This window comes from Aeromonas sp. 1805, from assembly GCF_013085525.1.
GTDB lineage: Bacteria > Pseudomonadota > Gammaproteobacteria > Enterobacterales > Aeromonadaceae > Aeromonas > Aeromonas hydrophila.
Genome location: NZ_CP038515.1, coordinates 4,164,386 through 4,183,698, shown reverse-complemented (window position 1 = coordinate 4,183,698; position 19,313 = coordinate 4,164,386). Strand labels below are relative to the sequence as shown.

Below are 19,313 nucleotides of genomic sequence, written 5' to 3'. Positions count from 1 at the left end.
ATACTACCTCCGTCAAATTATCTCTGCTCAGATATTTGCTGCTCCTAAGTGGTTGGAAGGTTTACAACGTACATGGGCAAAGGACGCCCTTTATTTACCACTTGATTGAGACCATCAAGGATGGCCAGTTGTGTATTTTCAAGGTTGCCATGAGCGATTGGGCGATAACAGTCTCTTTGCAGTTGGACTTTGTCGTAGTCATAGTCAAGACATTGTGCGATTGCGTATAGTAAATTGGTGAATAGCTCATCTGATTTTTTTGCCCAAAGATCAATAGACTCATAATCGTCTTTTTGATTTAGATGACTGTTGTAGATTTTCCAAGCGTGCGTTACTGCCTGTTCATGAGATGATTGATAGCGAGTTCTAATAAAAGGTAGCGTTCGACCATAAAACTCAATATCAATCATGTTTAGAGCCTTTACATGATCTCGATTGAGACGCTCTGCTCTGGTCGACATTAGAGTTTGAAAAAGAGACATCCTACGATTTTTCTTTTCCTTAAGTGCTTCTATTATTTTTTGAGCTTGTACAGCAAAAATTGGCCCCAGGATCACAGCAATTGTCATGATCACATCTTTGGAATTCATGTCTATGTTTTCGAGCATGTAAACATCCCTTTATTTCATCACAATTAGTCTAAGCGGGCGCTTAGTCCGCCCCAGTAAAATAAATAAACGTATTATTAGCCTTCAATTCCAAGAAGCTTGGGGATGCTGGCTGCTATGGCGCCTATAAGTACCCATGCTAACTGCATTGCTGCCTTACCAAATTTATACCAAAGAGTTTGTTGCGAAAGATAATCTGACCATTCAAGAAGTGCGGATGCCCCCGCTGGGGTTAGTGTTATCTCGCTGACAATAGACATGGTTCCTATTGCTTGTCGGCCATCTGAAAGCAAACCAGCATCGATAAGCTCTTTCACTATACGGCGTAGAATTTTGTCTTCTGTAATTTTGTGGAGATTAGGAATATTGCCTTTGGCAGCTCCATGCAGTACGGAAACATACGCTTTGAGTGTTATTTTTTCCGGTAAGTCCATACAGATACTCTCTTTTAAGGCTAAGTTATACTTAAATGTCGGAATGTAGTGATATCCAGTTTGAACACTTCATCATGTGTTTTTTATGAGTTTAGTTATTATTAATGGTGCTTGTGCATTATAAGAATAATCCTGTTCCCATCTGGCAATGTCAATGTTGAGTCCATCATTAATATAAATCAAGAAGATCAAAACTTTGATGTTACCATTCTGTTTGTAAAAGTCAGACAGTCCAGAAAGTGTTTTCAGAGTACTAGCAACCTCACTAGTAGTTCTAATATGCTTCATTTCAATAATTATCTGGCTGTGAAAAAAACTAAAGTCAGAGAGTTTTTTACTGCCATCATAGGTAATCGTAACCTCTTCTCTCGCCATATTAGGGATAAATGGCCTGCATACAATTTCGAATAAATCTTGGAAGTCATATTCTGTTTTTAAACTAGTTATCCATGAGTTTTTAGCCTGCCCACGAGAACTAGAGAATTTATTTTTCTCGAAAACCATTCGTTCAGCTACGTTCAATAAAAAATGGGCTGCAGTACGTAAATCCTCACCAATTATTGGTAGCGTAGGTAGCCCAATTTTTTCTATTTCTTTTAGCTTGTCTTCATAGCTACTTGCTTTGTAAAAAGATGAAGGTAGGCAGCTCATTTTAAATCCAATATCCGACCTAAATACAAAGAAAGGTTTGATGTTAGCTGGTTCAATAAATCCAGTTTTTTTATCCCAAATTAAAGTCGCATCCAATCTTTCTATTAACTCTTGCTGTGTGCTGTACGATATATAACTTTCATTTGCACAACTCGTTGCTGTGCCACCTGATACCGTAAATAAATCTAATGTTGGTTCACTCTCGATGGCAGTTCGTAGATCGGCAGGTCTAATATAGTCAGATGTTATAAGCAATAAATCGATGTCTGATCTAAGGCTTTGGTAAGGATATCGCCTCGAACCAAACAAGTAAATTTGTTCGATAGTACTGAAACTATCAGTTAAAGATTCTAGATCGGTTAGAAAAAATATACTTTGATCATGGTTTTCTGTTATGTCTTCAATTTCTTTTTTATATTTTTCGTACATATATACGCCTTGCTAAAATAGAGTTTTAATTAAACTGAATTAAGTGTTGATACTGTTGGCACAGTCTTTTTTAATGCATCCTTCTATTAAGGTGACGGAAAAGGTGATTTAAAGTGATGGTATTACTTAACCATATCAATTGTCTAGGCTCATTCGCTTTATTTCTTGATTCAGCGATAATAGCAAGGCGGCGAAACAAGAGAAGGGAAAGGAGGATATCTGGTTGCTACATCAGTTGGCTCTGAACGGTATTTACTTCAAGTGATTTGGCGGCGGTTTCCAAATCTGACAGTGGCCCGCCACTACCTGGTGCACTGCTGGCCTGTAATTGGGGTTGAGCAGTTCGGCGGCCCCAGAGTTGGCGCGATCTGTCGGGCTACCCGGTGCTATCCAGAGGGTGCGGCCAGTGGTGGCACAACGGATGGTGCCAATCTGGTCGATGTTCACCGGCACTAGGCTATCCACAAAGTGGCGCTTGCCCACGGGGCGGCCATCGGCGGAGAGCAGAGGGAGCATCGGCTGGGATGGGGGGCGTTTAGCATTCTGCTTGGGGGCTTTCTGGCGGCCGGGAATGGCTTGAGGTGGGGGAGGGATCCCCACCTGCTCCAGCCGGTATACCCAGCGCATCATGGTGAGGGCCACCCCTCTTATATGAGGCGGTTGCTGTTGCAGCCATTCAAGCATCTTCTCAGGCGGCCATGCTGGGGTGCCGTCAATCTGGGGCCCCATCCTGTATATTTGGCTCTTCAGTGCCTCAAACTGTGGCGCCGTCAACGGCCTGTAGGTATGGGGTGTGGCGGGCAGCTCGCCCTGCAGGGCTTCCAGCCTAGCAAAGAGATCAGTCACACACTACCTCGTTCATCAGTTCGTCAAAAAGATGGCCTTCTACTTCTAGCCGATCGGCACGGTCTATTTTATCCAGCACTCGCCAGAGTTCGCAGCGATAGGGATTGGGCTGTGTTTCGATCCACTGCTGGCATGCCGCAAATCCGCAGGCGTCGAACAGCTCGTAACAATCCATCACTAGTGCAGGCCAACGTTCATCATCTGGATCAATGGTATCTGGTTCTGCCTGCGGATCCGATTCTGCTGTCGGCAACCAATCCGGCTCGCTTGGTAGCGATCGGCACGATTGCAGTTGTCCGTTCTCCAGCCAGAGGGTGAAACCGTCCGTGCTGACACTGGCACCAGCCCTCAAACACTCAATGGATAAGGGTGATAACCCCCATTGCTCCCTCATGACCTGGTCTGCGAAGGCATCAGGATCTGGCCGCGTACAGTTATTGTCAGAGCTCCAAGGTGCCGGGCTGTCGCCCGTCTTAACCCCAACCCCCCTCGCTGCAGCTTCGGCGGCTTTCCTGGCTTCATGGGTGCCGGCGGGCACAATTTCCCACCCTTGCAGGCGGGTTTTGATGCCAAGGCGAGCGGAGGTAATGCCCATCAGGCGCTTGATGTCTTCGCCTTGAGCATTGGCCTGCTCCTCGATGAGGTGGGCCAGCTTGATGGGGTGTTCGGCACGGGTGGCCAGTGCACCGCCCATGGCGTGCAGGTAGCAGCGGAAAATGCCGTTATCAGCGGCAAAGCGGGCTGCCTCAAAGCATGGGTCTTGCAGCACGGGCTTGGGTGGGCCCACCAGATCGGCATGCTGCTTGGTATTGCTGATACAGCGCAGCTCGCGCCATACCCCGACTGGGGCGCCGCCGATCTGCTGGAAGGTGCGAATGCCCCACCAACTGGCCCAGGCCACGGCATGCAGGGTCCCTTCATCGGCGGCAGTGCCAGCCTCTTCGTCATCATCCTGGTAGGCGCCGTCGATGCTTTTGGCACGCAACTAATTGATATTAATGCAAGGTATTGAATTTAAATAAATAAAAATGGCAGCCTCGGCTGCCATTTTTGTTGGGGAGTGGTGCGCGATCAGGAGATCTTGCGATCCTGGTCCGGTTCGAAGGGGTGACCGGATTTCTCCTGCTCCAGGTTGTCTTCGGAGCGGTGGCCGGCCCAGTAGTCGGCGTTCTTGATGCCGAGCTTCTCCGGGTGGAACACCGGATCCAGCCCCTTGGCTTGTTGCGCTTCATAGTCGCGCAGGCAGGCAAAGGCGGTCTTTTGCAGCAGCAGGATGGCGATGATGTTGAGCCAGGCCATCAGCCCGACGCCGATGTCACCCATGCCCCAGGCGAGTTCGGCGGTCTTGACAGTGCCATAGACGGTGGAGGCCATCAGGGTCAATTTCAGCACGAAGGTCAGCCAGGGACGATTCACCTTGCGGTTGATGTAGGCGATGTTGGTCTCGGCGATGTAGTAGTAGGCAACGATGGTGGTGAAGGCGAAGAAGAACAGCGCGATGGCCACGAACATGCTGCCAAAGCCGGGCATCATGCTCTCCATGGCGGTCTGCACGTAGCCAGGGCCCGCGGCCACGCCGGCGATGCCGGTGTAGAGGGCGGCGCCGTCCGGTCCCTGCACGTTGTAGAGGCCGGTGATGAGCAGCATAAAGCCGGTGGCGGAGCAGACGAACAGGGTGTCGATATAGACCGAGAACGCCTGCACTAGGCCCTGTTTGGCCGGGTGACTCACTGCGGCGGCAGAGGAGGCGTGCGGCCCGGTACCCTGACCCGCTTCGTTGGAGTAGACCCCGCGCTTGACCCCCCACATGATGGCCAGACCCAGAATGGCGCCGAAGCCGGCATCAAAGCCGAAGGCACTCTTCCAGATCAGCAGGATCACGCCGGGCAGGGCGTGGATGTTGAGGGCGATGATGACGCAGGCGACGATGATGTAGCCGAGCGCCATGAAGGGCACCACGGTACTGGCGAAGTTGGCGATGCGCTTGACGCCGCCGAAGATGATGAAGCCGAGCAGCAGCGCCAGACCGGCGGCGGTGACATTCGGATCGATATCAAATGCGGTTTGCAGGCTGGCGCCGATGGAGTTGGCCTGCACCCCCGGCAGCAATACGCCGCAGGCAAAGATGGTGGCGATGGCGAACGTCCAGGCGTACCACTTCATGCCGAGTCCCTTCTCGATGTAGAAGGCCGGGCCGCCGCGGTATTCGCCGTTGATCTTCTCCTTGTAGACCTGGCCCAGGGTGGACTCCACGAAGGCGGAGCTGGAGCCGAGGAAGGCCACCATCCACATCCAGAACATGGCTCCCGGGCCGCCAAAGGTGATGGCGGTGGCGACCCCGGCGATGTTGCCGGTACCCACCCGGCCGGCCAGGGTCATGGCCAGCGCCTGGAAGGAGGAGACCCCCGCATCCGTGCTCTTGCCATCAAACATCAGCCGGATCATCTCCTTGATGTGACGCAGTTGCAGGAAGCGGCTGCGCAGGGAGAAGTAGAGGCCTACCCCCAGACACAGATAGATGAGCGCCGGGCTCCAAATCACACCATTGATGGCATTGACGATCTCATTCATGTACAACAACTCCTTTGTTGTGCTGTCTTGTTGGCGGGGTCTGTGCCCCGCTCCCTCAAATAGGTGGTGACCCTCGGGTCACTCGTTATGGTGTGGGACGGGTCGGTGGATGTTTCCACTGGCCAGTCCGCGGGTTTTAACATATCGATTTGTGTTGGGGCTTCCCAGCGAAATATGTTGTCATCTTGTTAATTTGTGAATTGACATTAACAAATGGCCGGTGCAACTGGACAGAATGCGGTGCCAGCCCGGTATCATCTCCTCTTTCGTCGGCGCTCTGCGGCGGGAGAGGGAGAGCAAAATCAAGGCCAAGGATGAAGATGGAGCAAGAAATAGCGATGATCCGCCCGGCGTGTGCCGAGGATACGGCCGCCATGGCCGACCTGTTCGGCCAGCTGGGTTACCCGGTCAGCCCGCAGGTGCTGGGCGAGCGGTGGCTGGCGCAAGATCCGGCTCGCGAGGTGCTGGTGGCCTGCCTGGGGGAGGAGATAGCGGGCGTGCTGGTGTGGCACTGGCTGAGCCCGCTGCACGTTGCACCAGCGTGGGGCCTGATCTCGGCGCTGGTTGTCGATGAGGGTGCAAGGGGACGCGGCGTTGGCGCCGCCCTGCTGGTGGCGGCAGAGGAGCGGGCGCGAGGGCTGGGTTGCAGCCAGCTGGAGCTCTCCAGCAGCCTCAAGCGGGAAGGGGCCCATCGCTTCTATCTGGCGCAGGGGTATGTCGAGCGTCCGAAACGGTTTGTGAAAACAGTCTGATCAGCAAGAGGAGTCTGCGTGTTCTGGTCCCGCTTACGAAGTGTGTTTGGTGGTGCGTCCCGGCAAGATGACAATGGGCCTGGCGCGCTGGAGTGGCAGCAGGCCCTGGCCGCGGTGCCCATTTTGCAGGGTTTTTCCCGGGAGGAGGAGCAGACCCTGATCGGGCTGGCACAGCAGCTGCTGGCCCGCAAGACCCTGACCCAGATCGGGGTGTCGCTCACTCCCCGTCAGCAGGCGGTGCTGGCGTTGCAGGCGGCGCTGCCCATTCTGCACCTGGGGCTCGACTGGTATCGGGGCTTTCACGAGATCATCCTGATCCCCGAGCCGGTGGTGCGCCGGCAGCAGGTGCAGGACGAGTTCGGGCTGGTGAGCGAGGTTGAAGAGGAGAACGCCGGCGAATCCTGGCCGCAGGGGCCGCTGGTGCTGGCCTGGAGCGAGCTGCAGCAGGACGGGGACTGGGACGGCTTCAATCTGGTGATCCACGAGCTGACCCACAAGCTCGACATGCTGGGAGGGGAGGCAGACGGGGCGCCGCCACTGCCGGCGGGCATGGATCCGCGCCAGTGGAGCGGTGCGCTGCAGGCGGCATTCGATGACATGCAGGCACAGCTGGATCGCCACGAGCCTACCGCCATCGATCCTTATGCCGCCTCGCACCCGGCCGAATTTTTTGCGGTGTGCAGCGAGTGCTTTTTTACCGATCCGCTGCGCCTGCGCGACACCTATCCGGCGGTGTACCAGCAGTTCACCCGCTTCTTCGGCCAGCAACCGGCAGCGCGTTTTCCTGCCACCCGGCTGCTGGCGGGGGAGCCCGAGTATCACGGCTAGCCGGGCGATCCTGACAAATCGCGCCCAACAAAAAGGCACCCCGCGGGGTGCCTTTTTCGTGACAGCTGTGTCGGCCGGGTGCTTAGGCAGCGGCTTTGAGCTGAACGGCGGCGGCTTTCTTGTGATCGCCGATCGGCATCACGGTGCGGCCGAACTGCTCGTTGATCACGGTGGCCATGGCCAGGTAGATGGCGCTGGCGCCACAGATGATGCCTTCGAAACCGGCGATGGTGCCGATCAGGGTGCTGCCGGTGAAGTCACGGGCGGCCAGCAGGAAGAACAGCACGGTCAGGGAGGCGAACACGAACTGCTTCACGCGCGGGTAGTTGACGGTCCCGATCAGCATGAACAGGGTGAACATGCCCCACATCAGCAGGTACCAGCCCATGTAGGCGTGCGGGGTGGCTTCGGCCAGGCCCATGGTCGGCATCACCAGCAGGAACACCAGGCTCCACCAGAAGGTGCCGTAGGAGATGAAGGCAGTCACACCGAAGGTGTTGCCGCGCTTGTACTCCATGATACCGGCGATGATCTGGGCCAGACCGCCATAGCACAGGCCCATGGCCAGGATCATGGCGCTGATGGGGAAGAAACCTGCGTTATGGATGTTCAGCAGAATGGTGGTCATACCGAAACCCATCAGACCCAGAGGGGCAGGGTTGGCCAATTTTTCGCTCACGTGGCGTTCTCCAAAAATAGAGGTGGGGGTTGATAAAAGACGCGCGATTTTAGGCAGGCTCTTGGCGCTGGGCAAGGGGGGGAATGGTCGAAACGGTAAAAAAATAACGGGATTTTTTACCTGACTGACCATTCGTGCGATCCAGGTAGATGGCAGGTGAATGAATGGTGCGGACAAGGTTGATAAATTGTATTGAGCAGCACGATTCTGAAAGTTTCATACAAATCTGGCCGATGGGCTGAGCAGTGCCGTCAACGGGATGCCTATTGCCAAGCCCGAGCACATTAGAGGCTCAAAAACACTCTCATATGCCATCAGACAAGAGGCGTTTATTGCTTGATTAAGGCAAACGGCCAAGCTGTCTGCTCGCAGCATCGACAAGGCTGAGCAGGGGCCTTTGAGTCGGACTGGTTAGGCGCCGGACTGGTTAGATGAGACGGTTGAGGGCTTAAACGACCGAAGGCTAGGGGGCTGAGTGAGAAAATCCTGGCCGATAAGTGGCTGTGTCATCGCGCGCAGGCTTGACCGTGCGGTGGTTGAATTGCCGAGAGAGCCAGTGGCTGGTGCTGCAAGACTGCGGCGTTTGCATATGGCGGCAGGCGCCAGGAGGAGACGAGCGTGCCACGTGCAGGATGTGGAGGGATGGGAGGGATGGCATCCCCCTCATCCTGTTGATGTCACCGGCTCAATCGTCCAGGGTCAGCACCACCTTGGCCTCCTTGTCGGCCTCCTTGACCTGGCTGTCCAGCACGAACAACCGCTCCGGCGCGATCCCCTGGTGGTCCACCAGAAACTCCTTGGTGTTCTGGGCGCGGCGCATGGCCAGATTGCGCAGGGACTTGGCGGTGATGAGCTGCTGATCCCGCAGCAGGAGCACCGCTTGGGCGCGCAGAGCCGGGCTCTCTTCATCGAGTTTCAGCCGATCGGCCAGATCCCCGAGATTTTCGTTGAAACGGGCCTCATAAGCTTGTGCCAGCGCCGATTGCATGGCGGGGTCCTGCTCCAGCAGTTCGAGGTCCACCGGGCCGCCGGTGATCTTGGCCAGCGCTCGCTCGAGCTTCTGGCGCTGCAGGATGGGGCGCTCTTCGTTGAAGTTGACCTTGCCACGAATGTTCATGCTGAGCTTGGGCCTGTCCTTGAGGGCCTGCGCCAGTTTGGCCAGCTTCTCCTGCTGGGTGGGGGTGAGATCCGGCTCACCGGGCAGGAAGGGCAGCTCATCGAGATCCTCGCTGCCGCCCGCCAGGGAGGCGAGCAGCGAGAAGGGGGAGGTGACCGCCTTGCGCAGGGTGTTGCCGAGCACATCCCAGAAGATGTTGCCGAGGCTGAAGTCCGGCTGATCCAGATTGCCCTTCACCTTCAGGTTCATCTGGATGACGCCGTTGGCATCGCTCAGCAGGGCGACCGCCAGTCCCAGCGGCAGATCCTTGGCCTGCTCGCTTTTGACCTTTTCCCCCAGCTGCAGCTTCTTGATGGTGATGTCGTTGTCCCCCTCCAGCCGGTTGCCCTGCAACTGGTAGTTGAGCTTCATGGAGAGCTGGCCCTTGTCGATGGCATAGCCGGCGTAGGTGCTGGAGTAGGGGGTGAAGGTGGTGAGCTCCAGATTGTTGAAGGTGACGGCCACGTCCAGCACCGGCTGCTCGATCAGCAGGTTGGTGCCGCCGCGGATGGTCACCGGGGCGTAGCGGTCCACCTTGCCGTTGAAGGCCAGCTCGGAGCGCTGGCCGGGGATATTGCTGATGTGGCGGCTCTGGCCGCTGAGGGCGGCGATGTCCACCACGAATTCCGGGCTCAGGCTGCGATCGGCAAAGCGCAGGTTGCCCTGCTCGGTGCGGACCTGGGCAATGCTGACGCGGGGGGCCGGCCCGCTGCTGGCGGACTTGGCAGTGGCGGGTTGCGGCAGCAGCAGTTGCTGCACGTTGGTGACCCTGTTTTCGTTGATCTCGATGCGGGCGAAGGGTTTGCGCAGCAGGATGTCGTCGATCTTCACCTGCTGGCTGATGCCGTCGTAGTGCAGGCCGCTCAGCTGCAATTGCTCAATTTGCAGCAGGCGCTGATTGTCGGCCCGATCCAGCACGTTGAGCCGCTCGATATCGAGCCCGCCGCTCAGCTCCAGCTTGCTCAATGCCCCCTTGGCATCGGTGGCCAGCACCAGCTTGGTGCGACTGGCAAGCTGGCCGTCGCGCACGCTGATGCGCAGCAGATCCTGCAGATAGGGCTGGGACCAGCTGAGCGGCAGGCCCTGTTGCCTGATCTCGCCGTTGAGGCTGAAGGGGGTGAGGGCGAGGTCGCCGTCAAAGTCCAGTTTCGCCTGGTTGTTGAGCGCCCCGCCCAAGGTCAGCGGGCTGCTCTGTCCGCTCTGGCTGCCCAGCGGACCCAGCGCCAGCGTCAGGGCGGAGAGCTCGCGCAGCAGCGGTTTGCCGCTGCTCGATTCGGTCAGCTTGAGCTGGCCCTGCTCGATGCGAGTCTGCTTGAGGCTCCAGCGCCAGGGTTGGCCCGGCGCCGCCGGTTTGGCCGCTTTACTGGTGTTGACCGGCGGCTGGGGGATCAGCAGGGTTGCCAGATCCAGCTGTTGGTTGGCATCGAGCACCGCGCTGACGGCCGGGGCCTTGAGCGCCAGCCGGTCGATCTGCAGCGCCTGCTTGTTGCCGTCGAGTGCGATGCCGGTCAGCGCCAGCTGCTTGAAGCGGGCAAATTCGCCGCCCTTGCGGCGCTGGAGCTGCCAGTCATTGAGGGTCAACTTGCCCTTGGAAAGCTGCCAGCTCAGCCCTTGCTTGCCCTCGGCTATCTGGTAGGCCAGCTCGGCGTTGGCCTCGCCCTTGGCCAGCTTGACGTCGAGATAAGGGGCCCAGAGCGGGGCGAAGGGGGCGAGCGCCAGCTTGCCGAGGCTGATCTTACCCTTGCCGGCGCCGCTCATGATGTTGAGCTCACCGCTCGCTTTGAGCGGGCTCTGCTGATTGAGGGTGGCGGCGAGCACGAAGGGGTTGACGCGGCCAGGGGCGGTGGAGAAGGTCGGCAGTTGCAGGTCGAGCCCGCTCAGGGTCAGGCTGGGCACCCAGCCGGGGCTGCTCTGCTTGCGGCTGTCCTGATAGGCGATGTGACCCTGTTCTGCCGCCAGTTGGTTGATCTGCACCAGCAAGGGGGCACCGCTGTCGGTGTCCGTGGTTTCACTCGGGGTGAGCAGGCTGGCCAGCGCCTCGGTCAGGTTGAAACGGACGGTTTTGCCTTGATCCGAGAGCCGCACCAGATTGACGGTTGGCTTGACGAGACGTGCCTCGCCGAGGATCAGGGCGCGCTGGCGCCAGCTTTCTCCTAACAAGGGGGTGAGCTGCAGGCGCTCGAAGGCGACGAGGGGTTGCTGCTGGTCATCGAACAGGGTGGTGGGGCCGATGGCGAGGGAGGGGTGGCGCAGGCCGACGTCGATCTCCCCCAGGCTCAGGTGCAGGCCGTAGTGTTTGGCCAGCCAGGTCGGCAGGTGGCGCTGGGTCAGCGTGGGGGCTTGCCATAACAGAATAAGCAGGGAGATCAGTAGGGCGGCGCAGAGGTAGAGGGCGTAGCGCAGCAGACGGGCACGCAGAGGCTTGGGCATGAGGGTCTCCAATTGATGCGCATAGGGTAACAAACTTTCAGGTCATGATCATGGTGCCACTTGATGCTGTACGCCGTACTTTGTCCAAAGGCTTGCCAATTTCCCGCTCTCTTTCAGCCGGGCCAGCCACTGCTCCAGCTGCTGTACCGAGATCCCGGCGTCCGGACTGAGCAGGGCGCGCAGCTCATACTGCTGATCCCACCGGTTGGAGCGCAGCAACTGGACGGCCTGCTCGGGGTACTCTTTGTCGAACTGGTTGAGGTAGGAGAGGTTGAGGATGGCCACCTCGCCGCGCCCCTTGAACAGCCCCTGCAGGGCGCTGATGTTGTCCTTGACCAGGGTGATATTGAAACGCTGCTTCAGGGTGCTCGCGCTGGCGTCGAAATCGGCGATGCCGTAGTGATAGCCGCTGACCCCGATCAGCTGGCGTTGCGCCAGGTTGTCAAAGAAGGATTGATCCCGCCCCGGCGCCTTGAGGGCGACGTAGCGTTCGCCACCCAGCAGCAGCGGACGGGTGATGCGCACCTGATCGGCATTCCAGTCCCAGCGGATATCCTCGAACAGCATCAGCGAGAAGCGGCCGAGGGCCAGGGCCTTGTAGCGGTGGGGGGCCGAGGTGGGCACGAACACGAAGTGTACATCCTGCTGGATGTCGTTGAGCAGGGCGATGAGATCCAGGGTCAGCCCGCGATAGTGGCCGCTGTCGTCCTTGACGACGAAGGGGGCATAGGGGTAGCCACCGACCCGGATCAGCGGGTGGCCCCATGCCGTACAGCAGAGCAGCAGCAACAACCAGCACCAGCGTTTCATGGGGTCTCCCAGCAGGCAGAGATGATCCCAGATTCGGTTAATCTGCGCTGGTTTTCAAGCTGTTAAGGGAATTAACGCAGCGCTGCTCGGCCGCCTCCAGCTCGGCCATCACCATCTGGATATCCTCCAGCTGCTGGCGCAGGGAGTGACGCTTGGCCTCGATGAGCTGGATCATGGAGTTGAGCTGGGTCTTGCTGGAGCGGTCGGTGTCATACATGTCGAACAGCTCGCGGATCTCCGCCAGGCTGAAGCCGAGGCGTTTGCCGCGCAGGGTCAATTTCAGGCGGATCTTGTCCTTGTGGCTGTAGATGCGGGTCTGCCCCTCCCGGGTCGGGGTGATGAGCCCCTCGTCCTCGTAGTAGCGGATGGTGCGCGGCGTGATGTCGAACTCGTGGGCCAGCTCGGAGATGCTGTAGGTCACCTCCTTGCCGGCGAGCCCGTGGGCGAGGGTATTGGACATGGCAGGGCTCCTTATTGCGGGGATGGCTGGCACAGCCGGGTGCGCAGCCGCTCGGCATTGGCGTGCAGGGCCCGGCCGACCCGCGAGCCGTTGGGGCGGCCGAGCTGCTCGCTCACCCACTGGCCAGTGGCGGCCAGCTGGTCGAGATCCACGCCGGTGCTCATGCCAAGGCCGTGCAGCAGATAGACCACCTCCTCCGAGGCCACGTTGCCGGAGGCGCCGGGGGCATAGGGACAGCCGCCGAGCCCGGCCACCGAGCTGTCGATGGTGCGGATGCCGCGCTCCAGCGCCGGCAGCAGGTTAGCCAGCCCCTGGCCATAGGTGTCGTGAAAATGGACCGCGAGCCGGCCGGCCGGGATCTCGTGCAACACCGCATCAAGCATGGGGGCCACGGTGCCCGGGGTGCCGACGCCGATGGTGTCGCCGAGCGATATTTCGTGGCAGCCCAGATCCAGCAGCCGCTCGGCCATGGCGGCGACCCGTTTCGGGCGGGTCGGACCATCGAATGGGCAGGCGATTACGGTGGAGAGGTAGCCGCGCACCTTGATGCCGAGGCTGCGCGCCTCCTGCACCAACGGGGCGAAGCGCACCAGCGACTCCTCCACGCTGATGCCGATGTTGGCCCGGGTAAAGCCGTCGGAGCAGGCAGTGAAGAGGCCTATCTCGTCGGCGCGGGCGGCAATGGCGGCCTGCAGACCCTGCAGATTGGGCACCAGGGCGCCATAGCGGGTCGGCCCCCTGCGCGGCAGGGCGTTGAACAGTGCGGCGGAATCCGCCATCTGCGGTACCTTCTTGGGCGACACGAAAGCGCCGACCTCGATGCGCTGCAGCCCGCTCTCGGCCAGGCGGGCAATGAGCTCCAGCCGCTGCACCAGCGAGAGGGTGGCGGCTTCATTTTGCAGGCCGTCCCGCGGCCCCATCTCCACCAGGCTGACCTTGTCGTCCCGGCTCTCCTGTGCTCGGCTCATGAGCGCTCCTCCTGCGCGGTATGCTGCTCGGCAAAGCGCACCAGCAGGGCGCCCTGACTCACCTGTTCGCCCTGGCGGCACTGCAGCGCCTCGATCACCCCATCCCGGTCGGCCTTGAGGACGTGCTCCATCTTCATCGCCTCCAGCACCAGCAGGGGTTGCCCCTTGCTGACCGGCTGGCCGGCCTCGACCTGCAACGCCACGACGATGCCGTGCATGGGGGCCAGAATGCCAGGGGTATCGCCTGCCTCGTGATCATGGTGCAGCTGATGATGCTGATCATCGGCCGAAAAGCGGATGCGCCTGCCCGCCAGGTGCAGCAGATAGTCGCCCTCGCCGAGGGTGTGCAGCGGGTAGCGCCGCCAGCTGCCGGCCTGCTGCAGACGAATATGATCCGCCCCGAGCTCGAACGGGATCTGCTCCCCCTGCCAGAGCAGGCTGCCGGCCCGTTCGGCGAGGGTCAGCACGCGGGCCTCCTCGTCGATGCGCACCGCTGCGCTAAAGCTGCGGGTGGGGCCAAGCCGAAAGCCTGCGGCCTGCTGCCAGGGGGAGGCGCCGCGCTCGCGAGTTGCGAGCCAGAGCGCGGCGAGCGGCCAGGCCAGCGCCGGGACGGGCAGAGTGTCGGTGGGAATGGGCCACTGGGTGTGGTGGCCCATGGCCAATACTTCTGGCTCTTCGCACAGGCGCAGCAAGAGCGGGCCGTTGTGCACCAAGGGGCCGAGTTCCAGCGCCGCCAGCGCGTCGGCCAGGCTGGCAAAGGCTTCGCTGCGGCTCGGTGCGTGGGCGATCAGCTTGGCGATCATGGGGTCGTAATAGGGGCTCACCGCATCGCCAGCGCCGACGCCGGTGTCGATGCGCACGCCAGCCGGCCAGTGGAGCCATTGGATGGGGCCGCTGGCGGGCAGAAAACCGGCGGCCACGTCCTCGGCGTAGAGGCGCGCCTCCACCGCGTGACCGTGCAGCACCACTTCATCCTGGGTGAGCGGCAGCGGCTTGCCTTCGGCCACCGCCAGCTGCCAGGCCACCAGATCCTGGCCGGTGACGGCCTCGGTGACCGGGTGCTCCACTTGCAGCCGGGTGTTCATCTCCATGAAGAAGAACTCCTCCCCGCACAGCAGAAACTCGATGGTGCCGGCTCCCCGATATGTGATGGCCCGCGCGGCGGCGACGGCGGCCTCGCCCATGGCACGGCGCAGCGCCGGTGCGATGTCGGGGGCGGGGGCCTCCTCGATCACCTTCTGGTGACGGCGCTGTAACGAGCAGTCCCGATCCCCCAGATAGATGGCGTTGCCAAGGGTATCGGCAAACACCTGTACCTCCACGTGGCGGGCGTGGGCGAGATAGCGCTCCAGCAGCACGTGGTCGTCACCGAAGGCAGAACTTGCCTCCCGCTTGACCGCCGCCAGGGCGTCGTCAAAGTCGGCCAGCTGATCGACCCGTCGCATCCCCTTGCCACCGCCGCCACTGGCCGCCTTGATAAGGAGCGGGAAGCCCACCAGGCTTGCCTGATCACGCAAAAAGTCGGGGTGCTGATCCGCGCCGTGATAACCGGGCAGCACCGGCACGCCCGCTGCCTGCATCAGCGCCTTGGCGCCCGACTTGTCGCCCATGGCGAGGATGGCGGCGCCGCTTGGGCCGATGAAGCGCAAGCCCCGCTGCTCGCAGGCGGTGGCAAAGTCGCTGTTTTCGGACAGAAAACCGTAGCCCGGGTGGATGGCGTCGGCGGGGGCCTGCTGGGCGATGCGCAGTACCTTGCCGGTGTCGAGGTAGCTCTCCCGGGCGGGGGCAGGCCCCAGATGCCAGGCTTCGTCGGCTTCTCGCACATGCATGGCGCGGGCGTCGGCGTCCGAGTAGAGGGCGATGGTGTGAATGCCGAGGCGCCGGGCTGTCTTGATGATGCGTACGGCGATTTCGCCGCGGTTGGCGATCAGCAGGCGCTTGATTGGAGTGTGATGGGTCATGCTGACTCCCTGTTGTTCAAGGCGCATAAGTGCGAAGCGTGTTGATCCACACTCCCGTTATCTTGACCACAGTTGGCGATCAGCAGGCGCTTGATGGGGTGGTATTGAGTCATGCTTCGTCCTTGAAACGGGGGCGCCAGGCGGGGGGGCGTTTGTCGAAGAAGGCTTGCATCCCCTCCTGGGCTTCGAGACCGACCCGTACCCGGGCGATGGTTTCGACGGTTTTCTCTTCGTGCAGGCTGGCGCCGTGGCTCTCGAGGGCAGCCAGCAGCCGCTTGGTCTCTTTCATCGCCTCTGGCCCGTTGCGGCACAGGCGCAGGGCCTGCGCGCGTCCTTCGGCCAGCAGCTGATCCGGCGGGCAGCGCCGGTGCGCCACGTTGAGGCGGCAGGCGGTTACCGCATCGAACGGTTCGGCGCAGAGCATCAGGGCGCGGGCCTGGCGCATCCCCATGGTGCGCACCACGTAGGGGCTGATCACCGCGGGTACCAGCCCGAGGCTCACCTCGGAGAGGCAGAAACGGGCGTCATCGGCGGCCAGCACCAGATCGCAGGCGCAGATGAGGCCCAGTGCTCCGCCGTAGGCGGCGCCCTGCACCAGCGCCACCGTGGGAAAGGGGAGCTCGTCCAGGGTTTGCATCAGCCGGGCCAGCACACGGGCGTCTTCCCGGTTGTGCTCGAAATCGGCGTGAGCCAGGTTGCGCATCCAGTTGAGGTCGGCGCCGGCGCAAAAATGCTTGCCTTCGGCCCGCAGCAGCAATGCGTGGGGGCGATCGGCGAGGGCCTGGCCGTGGGTGTGGGCAAGCTCGTCGAGGCAGTCGAGCAGTCCCAGCATCAGGTCGGCGTCAAAGGCGTTGTGGCGGGCCGGGCGGTCGAGCACCAGCTCGGCCAGCGGGCCGTGTTGCTCCAGCCGAAAACCGGGCTGGAGAGCGTGACTGAGTGGATCGGACATGTGAACTCCTTACATCCGGAAGATGCCGTACTGTTCCGGGCCGGTCTCGGCCCCCTGACAGGCCGCCAGCGCCAGCGCCAGCACGGTGCGACTCTGGGCCGGGTCGATGACGCCGTCATCCCACAGGCGAGCGCTGGCGTAGTAGGGGTGACCCTGGCGCTCATACTGCTCTATGACCGGGGCACGGATGGCGGCAGCTTCCTGCTCGCTCAGGCTCTTGCCCTCGGCCGCCAGCTTGTCCTTACGCACCTGCACCAGCACCCCGGCCGCCTGCTCGCCGCCCATGACGGAGATGCGGCTGTTGGGCCAGCTAAAGAGAAAATCGGGTTCATAGGCGCGCCCGCACATGCCGTAGTTGCCGGCACCGAAGCTGCCGCCGACGATCAGGGTGATCTTGGGGACCCGGCTGCAGGCCACGGCGGTGACCAGCTTGGCGCCGTGCTTGGCGATTCCATCGCGCTCAGCTTGGCTTCCCACCATAAAGCCGGTGATGTTCTGCAAAAAGAGCAGCGGGATGGCGCGCCGGTTGCAGAGCTGGATAAAGTGGCCCCCCTTTTGGGCACTGTCGCTGTGCAGCACGCCATTGTTGGCGAGGATCCCCACCGGCATGCCGCAGATCCGGGCAAAGCCGGTCACCAGTGTGGTGCCGAACAGCGCCTTGAATTCGTCAAAGTCCGAGCCATCTACCAGCCGGGCGATCAGCTCCCGTGCGTCATAGGGGCGCTTGAGGCTGGTGCCCACCAGGCCGTAGAGATCCTCGATGGGGTAGCAGGGGGGCTCATAGCCGGGATTGGTCTCTACCGGCTCGTTACCCAGGTGGGTCACCAGGGTGCGGGCGATGGCCAGGGCGTGGCCATCGTCGCGAGCCATGTGATCCGCCACCCCGGAGTGGGCGCAGTGCACCTCGGCGCCGCCCAGCGCCTCGGCGCTGATCTCCTCGCCGGTGGCGGCCTTGACCAGCGGCGGGCCCGCCAGAAAGATGGTGGCCTGCTCCCTGACCATGATCGACTCGTCCGCCATGGCGGGCACGTAGGCGCCGCCGGCAGTGCAGAGCCCCATCACCACCGCCAGCTGGGGGATGTTCTGGGCCGACATGCGGGCCTGGTTGTAGAAGATGCGGCCAAAATGATCCCGGTCGGGGAACACCTCGTCCTGCATCGGCAGGAAGGCACCGCCGGAATCCACCAGATAGAGGCAGGGGAGGCGCAGCCGCTCGGCGATGGCCTGGGCGCGCAAGTGCTTTTTCACCGTGAGTGGGTAGTAGGTGCCGCCCTTCACGGTGGCATCGTTCACCACCAGCATGCAGAGCCTGCCCGAGACCCGGCCGATGCCGGTGATGATGCCGGCGGCGGGCACCGGCTCGTCATAGACCTGCCAGCCGGCCAGCGCCGAGAGCTCGAGAAAGGGGGAGCCCGGGTCCAGCAACTGGTTGATGCGCTCGCGGGGCAGCAGCTTGCCACGGGCCTGATGGCGGGCGTTGTTGGCAGCGCCCCCGCCCAAGGCTATCTCCTCCAGGCGGGCATTGAGATCGTCGACCAGTGCCTGCATGGCGGCCCGATTGGCCTCATATTCCGGACTCACCGTGTCGAGGCGGGAGTGGATCCTGCTCATGCTTTATCTCCCATCAGCTCGCGACCGATGAGCCAGCGGCGGATCTCCGAGGTGCCGGCGCCTATCTCGTAGAGCTTGGCGTCCCGCAGCAGGCGGCCGGTGGGATATTCGTTGATGTAGCCGTTGCCGCCGAGCAGCTGGATGGCATCGAGTGCCATCTGGGTGGCATTTTCGGCGGCAAACAGGATGGCGGCGGCGCAATCCTTGCGGCTGGTGCGGCCCTGATCGCAGGCGCTCGCCACCGAGTAGACCAGCGCCCGGCTGCTGGCGAGGCGGGTATACATGTCGGCAAGCTTGCCCTGTACCAGCTGAAACTCGCCGATGGCTTGGCCGAACTGCTTGCGCTCGCGCACATAGGGCAGCACCACGTCCATGCAGGCCTGCATGATGCCAAGGGGGCCGGCCGCCAGCACCACCCGCTCGTAATCCAGCCCGCTCATCAGCACCTTGACCCCCCCATGCAAGGGGCCCAGCAGGTTTTCCTGCGGCACCCGGCAGTTGTCGAACACCAGCTCGCAGGTGCTGGAGCCGCGCATGCCGAGCTTGTCGAGTTTCTGGGCGGTGGAGAAACCGGGAGTGCCCGCCTCGACGATAAAGGCGGAAATTCCTTTGGGGCCGGCAGCGGGATCGGTCTTGGCATAGATGACGAAGGTGTCGGCATCGGGCCCGTTGGTGATCCACATCTTGTTGCCATTGAGCACGAAGTGATCTCCCTCACACACCGCGCTGAGGCGCATGCTCACCACGTCGGAGCCGGCGCCCGGCTCGCTCATGGCCAGCGCCCCCACATGCTCGCCGCTCACCAGCGGGGGCAGGTAGCGCGCTTTTTGCTCCGCCGTACCGTGGCGGTGGATCTGATTGATGCAGAGGTTGGAGTGGGCGCCGTAGGAGAGGCCGACCGAGGCGCTGGCGCGGCTCACCTGCTCCATCACCAGCACGTGGGCCAGATAGCCGAGGTTCACCCCGTCATACTCCTCCGCCACCGTGATGCCGTGCAGACCCAGCTCCCCCATGCGGGGCCAGAGATCGCGGGGGAAGACATTGCTCTGATCGATGTCGCCAGCCCGCGGCGCAATCACTTTCTGGCAGAAGGCCTCGACCTGCTCGGTCAGGGCGCACAGGGTCTCGTCCATCACTGCATGCATCCTTGCTCTCCTCATAGGAAGGGGA

Annotated in this window: 16 protein-coding genes and 1 pseudogene; 2 read left to right on the top strand and 15 right to left on the bottom strand. The window is 61.0% G+C overall.

All coding sequences use genetic code 11. From position 1 onward, the window contains the following. Nucleotides 1–44: 44 nt before the first annotated feature. The 6 genes and pseudogenes from E5E96_RS19510 to E5E96_RS19485 form a co-directional block, all read right to left on the bottom strand. Nucleotides 45–608 carry a DUF6680 family protein gene (locus tag E5E96_RS19510; protein WP_171282897.1) on the bottom strand — a complete coding sequence of 188 codons (564 nt, stop codon included), beginning with the start codon at nucleotides 606–608 and terminating at the stop codon, nucleotides 45–47. Between the two features lie 77 nt (nucleotides 609–685). Next, complete coding sequence (locus E5E96_RS19505) at nucleotides 686–1,042, bottom strand: hypothetical protein (protein ID WP_139740417.1); 357 nt, start codon at nucleotides 1,040–1,042, stop codon at nucleotides 686–688. Nucleotides 1,043–1,114: 72 nt separating this feature from the next. Beyond that, entirely contained in the window at nucleotides 1,115–2,122 is a 1,008-nt protein-coding gene (locus E5E96_RS19500) for a hypothetical protein (protein ID WP_171282896.1), read from the bottom strand. 252 nt (nucleotides 2,123–2,374) lie between these two features. Then, nucleotides 2,375–2,752, bottom strand: coding sequence for a hypothetical protein (locus E5E96_RS19495; RefSeq protein WP_253264669.1), 378 nt, complete (start codon nucleotides 2,750–2,752; stop codon nucleotides 2,375–2,377). A gap of 208 nt (nucleotides 2,753–2,960) precedes the next feature. Continuing rightward, nucleotides 2,961–3,947: pseudogene (locus E5E96_RS19490) on the bottom strand (replication endonuclease); the annotation flags it as partial. Between the two features lie 92 nt (nucleotides 3,948–4,039). Then, on the bottom strand, nucleotides 4,040–5,539 hold the full coding sequence (locus E5E96_RS19485; RefSeq protein WP_011705934.1) for a sodium:alanine symporter family protein: 1,500 nt from the start codon (nucleotides 5,537–5,539) through the stop codon (nucleotides 4,040–4,042). Between the two features lie 314 nt (nucleotides 5,540–5,853). On the opposite strand from E5E96_RS19485, the gene E5E96_RS19480 reads away from it, so the two are divergent. Together E5E96_RS19480 and E5E96_RS19475 are read left to right on the top strand one after the other, a co-directional pair. Then, the gene (locus tag E5E96_RS19480; RefSeq protein WP_171282895.1) at nucleotides 5,854–6,291 is read left to right on the top strand and encodes a GNAT family N-acetyltransferase; all 438 of its coding nucleotides are present in this window, start codon (nucleotides 5,854–5,856) and stop codon (nucleotides 6,289–6,291) included. An 18-nt stretch (nucleotides 6,292–6,309) separates the two neighbouring features. Further along, nucleotides 6,310–7,119: a zinc-dependent peptidase gene (locus E5E96_RS19475; RefSeq protein ID WP_065477287.1), complete on the top strand. Its 810-nt coding sequence runs from the start codon at nucleotides 6,310–6,312 to the stop codon at nucleotides 7,117–7,119. A gap of 82 nt (nucleotides 7,120–7,201) precedes the next feature. Here the strand turns inward: E5E96_RS19475 and E5E96_RS19470 are convergent, their stop codons facing one another. From E5E96_RS19470 to E5E96_RS19430, 9 genes are all read right to left on the bottom strand, one after another. Further along, the gene (locus E5E96_RS19470) at nucleotides 7,202–7,798 is read right to left on the bottom strand and encodes a GPR1/FUN34/YaaH family transporter (protein ID WP_011705937.1); all 597 of its coding nucleotides are present in this window, start codon (nucleotides 7,796–7,798) and stop codon (nucleotides 7,202–7,204) included. A gap of 685 nt (nucleotides 7,799–8,483) precedes the next feature. Beyond that, on the bottom strand, nucleotides 8,484–11,384 hold the full coding sequence (locus tag E5E96_RS19465; protein ID WP_171282894.1) for a DUF748 domain-containing protein: 2,901 nt from the start codon (nucleotides 11,382–11,384) through the stop codon (nucleotides 8,484–8,486). Between the two features lie 48 nt (nucleotides 11,385–11,432). Beyond that, complete coding sequence (locus E5E96_RS19460) at nucleotides 11,433–12,194, bottom strand: ABC transporter substrate-binding protein (RefSeq protein WP_171282893.1); 762 nt, start codon at nucleotides 12,192–12,194, stop codon at nucleotides 11,433–11,435. A 37-nt stretch (nucleotides 12,195–12,231) separates the two neighbouring features. Next, nucleotides 12,232–12,654 carry a MerR family DNA-binding transcriptional regulator gene (locus E5E96_RS19455; protein WP_016350898.1) on the bottom strand — a complete coding sequence of 141 codons (423 nt, stop codon included), beginning with the start codon at nucleotides 12,652–12,654 and terminating at the stop codon, nucleotides 12,232–12,234. Nucleotides 12,655–12,665: 11 nt separating this feature from the next. Next, nucleotides 12,666–13,622 (bottom strand): hydroxymethylglutaryl-CoA lyase, encoded by a 957-nt coding sequence (locus E5E96_RS19450; RefSeq protein WP_124252547.1) that lies wholly within the window; start codon nucleotides 13,620–13,622, stop codon nucleotides 12,666–12,668. After that, on the bottom strand, nucleotides 13,619–15,583 hold the full coding sequence (locus E5E96_RS19445) for a biotin carboxylase N-terminal domain-containing protein (protein ID WP_171282892.1): 1,965 nt from the start codon (nucleotides 15,581–15,583) through the stop codon (nucleotides 13,619–13,621). Before E5E96_RS19445 ends, E5E96_RS19450 begins: the two co-directional genes overlap by 4 nt. Nucleotides 15,584–15,692: 109 nt before the next feature. Next, a complete protein-coding gene (locus tag E5E96_RS19440; protein ID WP_171282891.1) occupies nucleotides 15,693–16,532 on the bottom strand; it encodes an enoyl-CoA hydratase-related protein in 840 nt (279 codons plus the stop codon). Nucleotides 16,533–16,541: 9 nt separating this feature from the next. After that, the gene (locus E5E96_RS19435) at nucleotides 16,542–18,143 is read right to left on the bottom strand and encodes a carboxyl transferase domain-containing protein (protein WP_171282890.1); all 1,602 of its coding nucleotides are present in this window, start codon (nucleotides 18,141–18,143) and stop codon (nucleotides 16,542–16,544) included. Beyond that, a complete protein-coding gene (locus tag E5E96_RS19430; protein WP_171282889.1) occupies nucleotides 18,140–19,288 on the bottom strand; it encodes an isovaleryl-CoA dehydrogenase in 1,149 nt (382 codons plus the stop codon). The genes E5E96_RS19435 and E5E96_RS19430 overlap by 4 nt, the downstream gene beginning before the upstream one ends. Nucleotides 19,289–19,313 lie beyond the last annotated feature (25 nt).

Coding starts and splice junctions, on each gene's coding strand:
- E5E96_RS19510 (WP_171282897.1), bottom strand. CDS start 608: ATGCTCGAAAACATAGACATGAATTCCAAAGATGTGATCATGACAATT.
- E5E96_RS19505 (WP_139740417.1), bottom strand. CDS start 1,042: ATGGACTTACCGGAAAAAATAACACTCAAAGCGTATGTTTCCGTACTG.
- E5E96_RS19500 (WP_171282896.1), bottom strand. CDS start 2,122: ATGTACGAAAAATATAAAAAAGAAATTGAAGACATAACAGAAAACCAT.
- E5E96_RS19495 (WP_253264669.1), bottom strand. CDS start 2,752: ATGATGCGCTGGGTATACCGGCTGGAGCAGGTGGGGATCCCTCCCCCA.
- E5E96_RS19485 (WP_011705934.1), bottom strand. CDS start 5,539: ATGAATGAGATCGTCAATGCCATCAATGGTGTGATTTGGAGCCCGGCG.
- E5E96_RS19480 (WP_171282895.1), top strand. CDS start 5,854: ATGAAGATGGAGCAAGAAATAGCGATGATCCGCCCGGCGTGTGCCGAG.
- E5E96_RS19465 (WP_171282894.1), bottom strand. CDS start 11,384: ATGCCCAAGCCTCTGCGTGCCCGTCTGCTGCGCTACGCCCTCTACCTC.
- E5E96_RS19460 (WP_171282893.1), bottom strand. CDS start 12,194: ATGAAACGCTGGTGCTGGTTGTTGCTGCTGCTCTGCTGTACGGCATGG.
- E5E96_RS19455 (WP_016350898.1), bottom strand. CDS start 12,654: ATGTCCAATACCCTCGCCCACGGGCTCGCCGGCAAGGAGGTGACCTAC.
- E5E96_RS19450 (WP_124252547.1), bottom strand. CDS start 13,622: ATGAGCCGAGCACAGGAGAGCCGGGACGACAAGGTCAGCCTGGTGGAG.
- E5E96_RS19445 (WP_171282892.1), bottom strand. CDS start 15,583: ATGACCCATCACACTCCAATCAAGCGCCTGCTGATCGCCAACCGCGGC.
- E5E96_RS19440 (WP_171282891.1), bottom strand. CDS start 16,532: ATGTCCGATCCACTCAGTCACGCTCTCCAGCCCGGTTTTCGGCTGGAG.
- E5E96_RS19435 (WP_171282890.1), bottom strand. CDS start 18,143: ATGAGCAGGATCCACTCCCGCCTCGACACGGTGAGTCCGGAATATGAG.
- E5E96_RS19430 (WP_171282889.1), bottom strand. CDS start 19,288: ATGCATGCAGTGATGGACGAGACCCTGTGCGCCCTGACCGAGCAGGTC.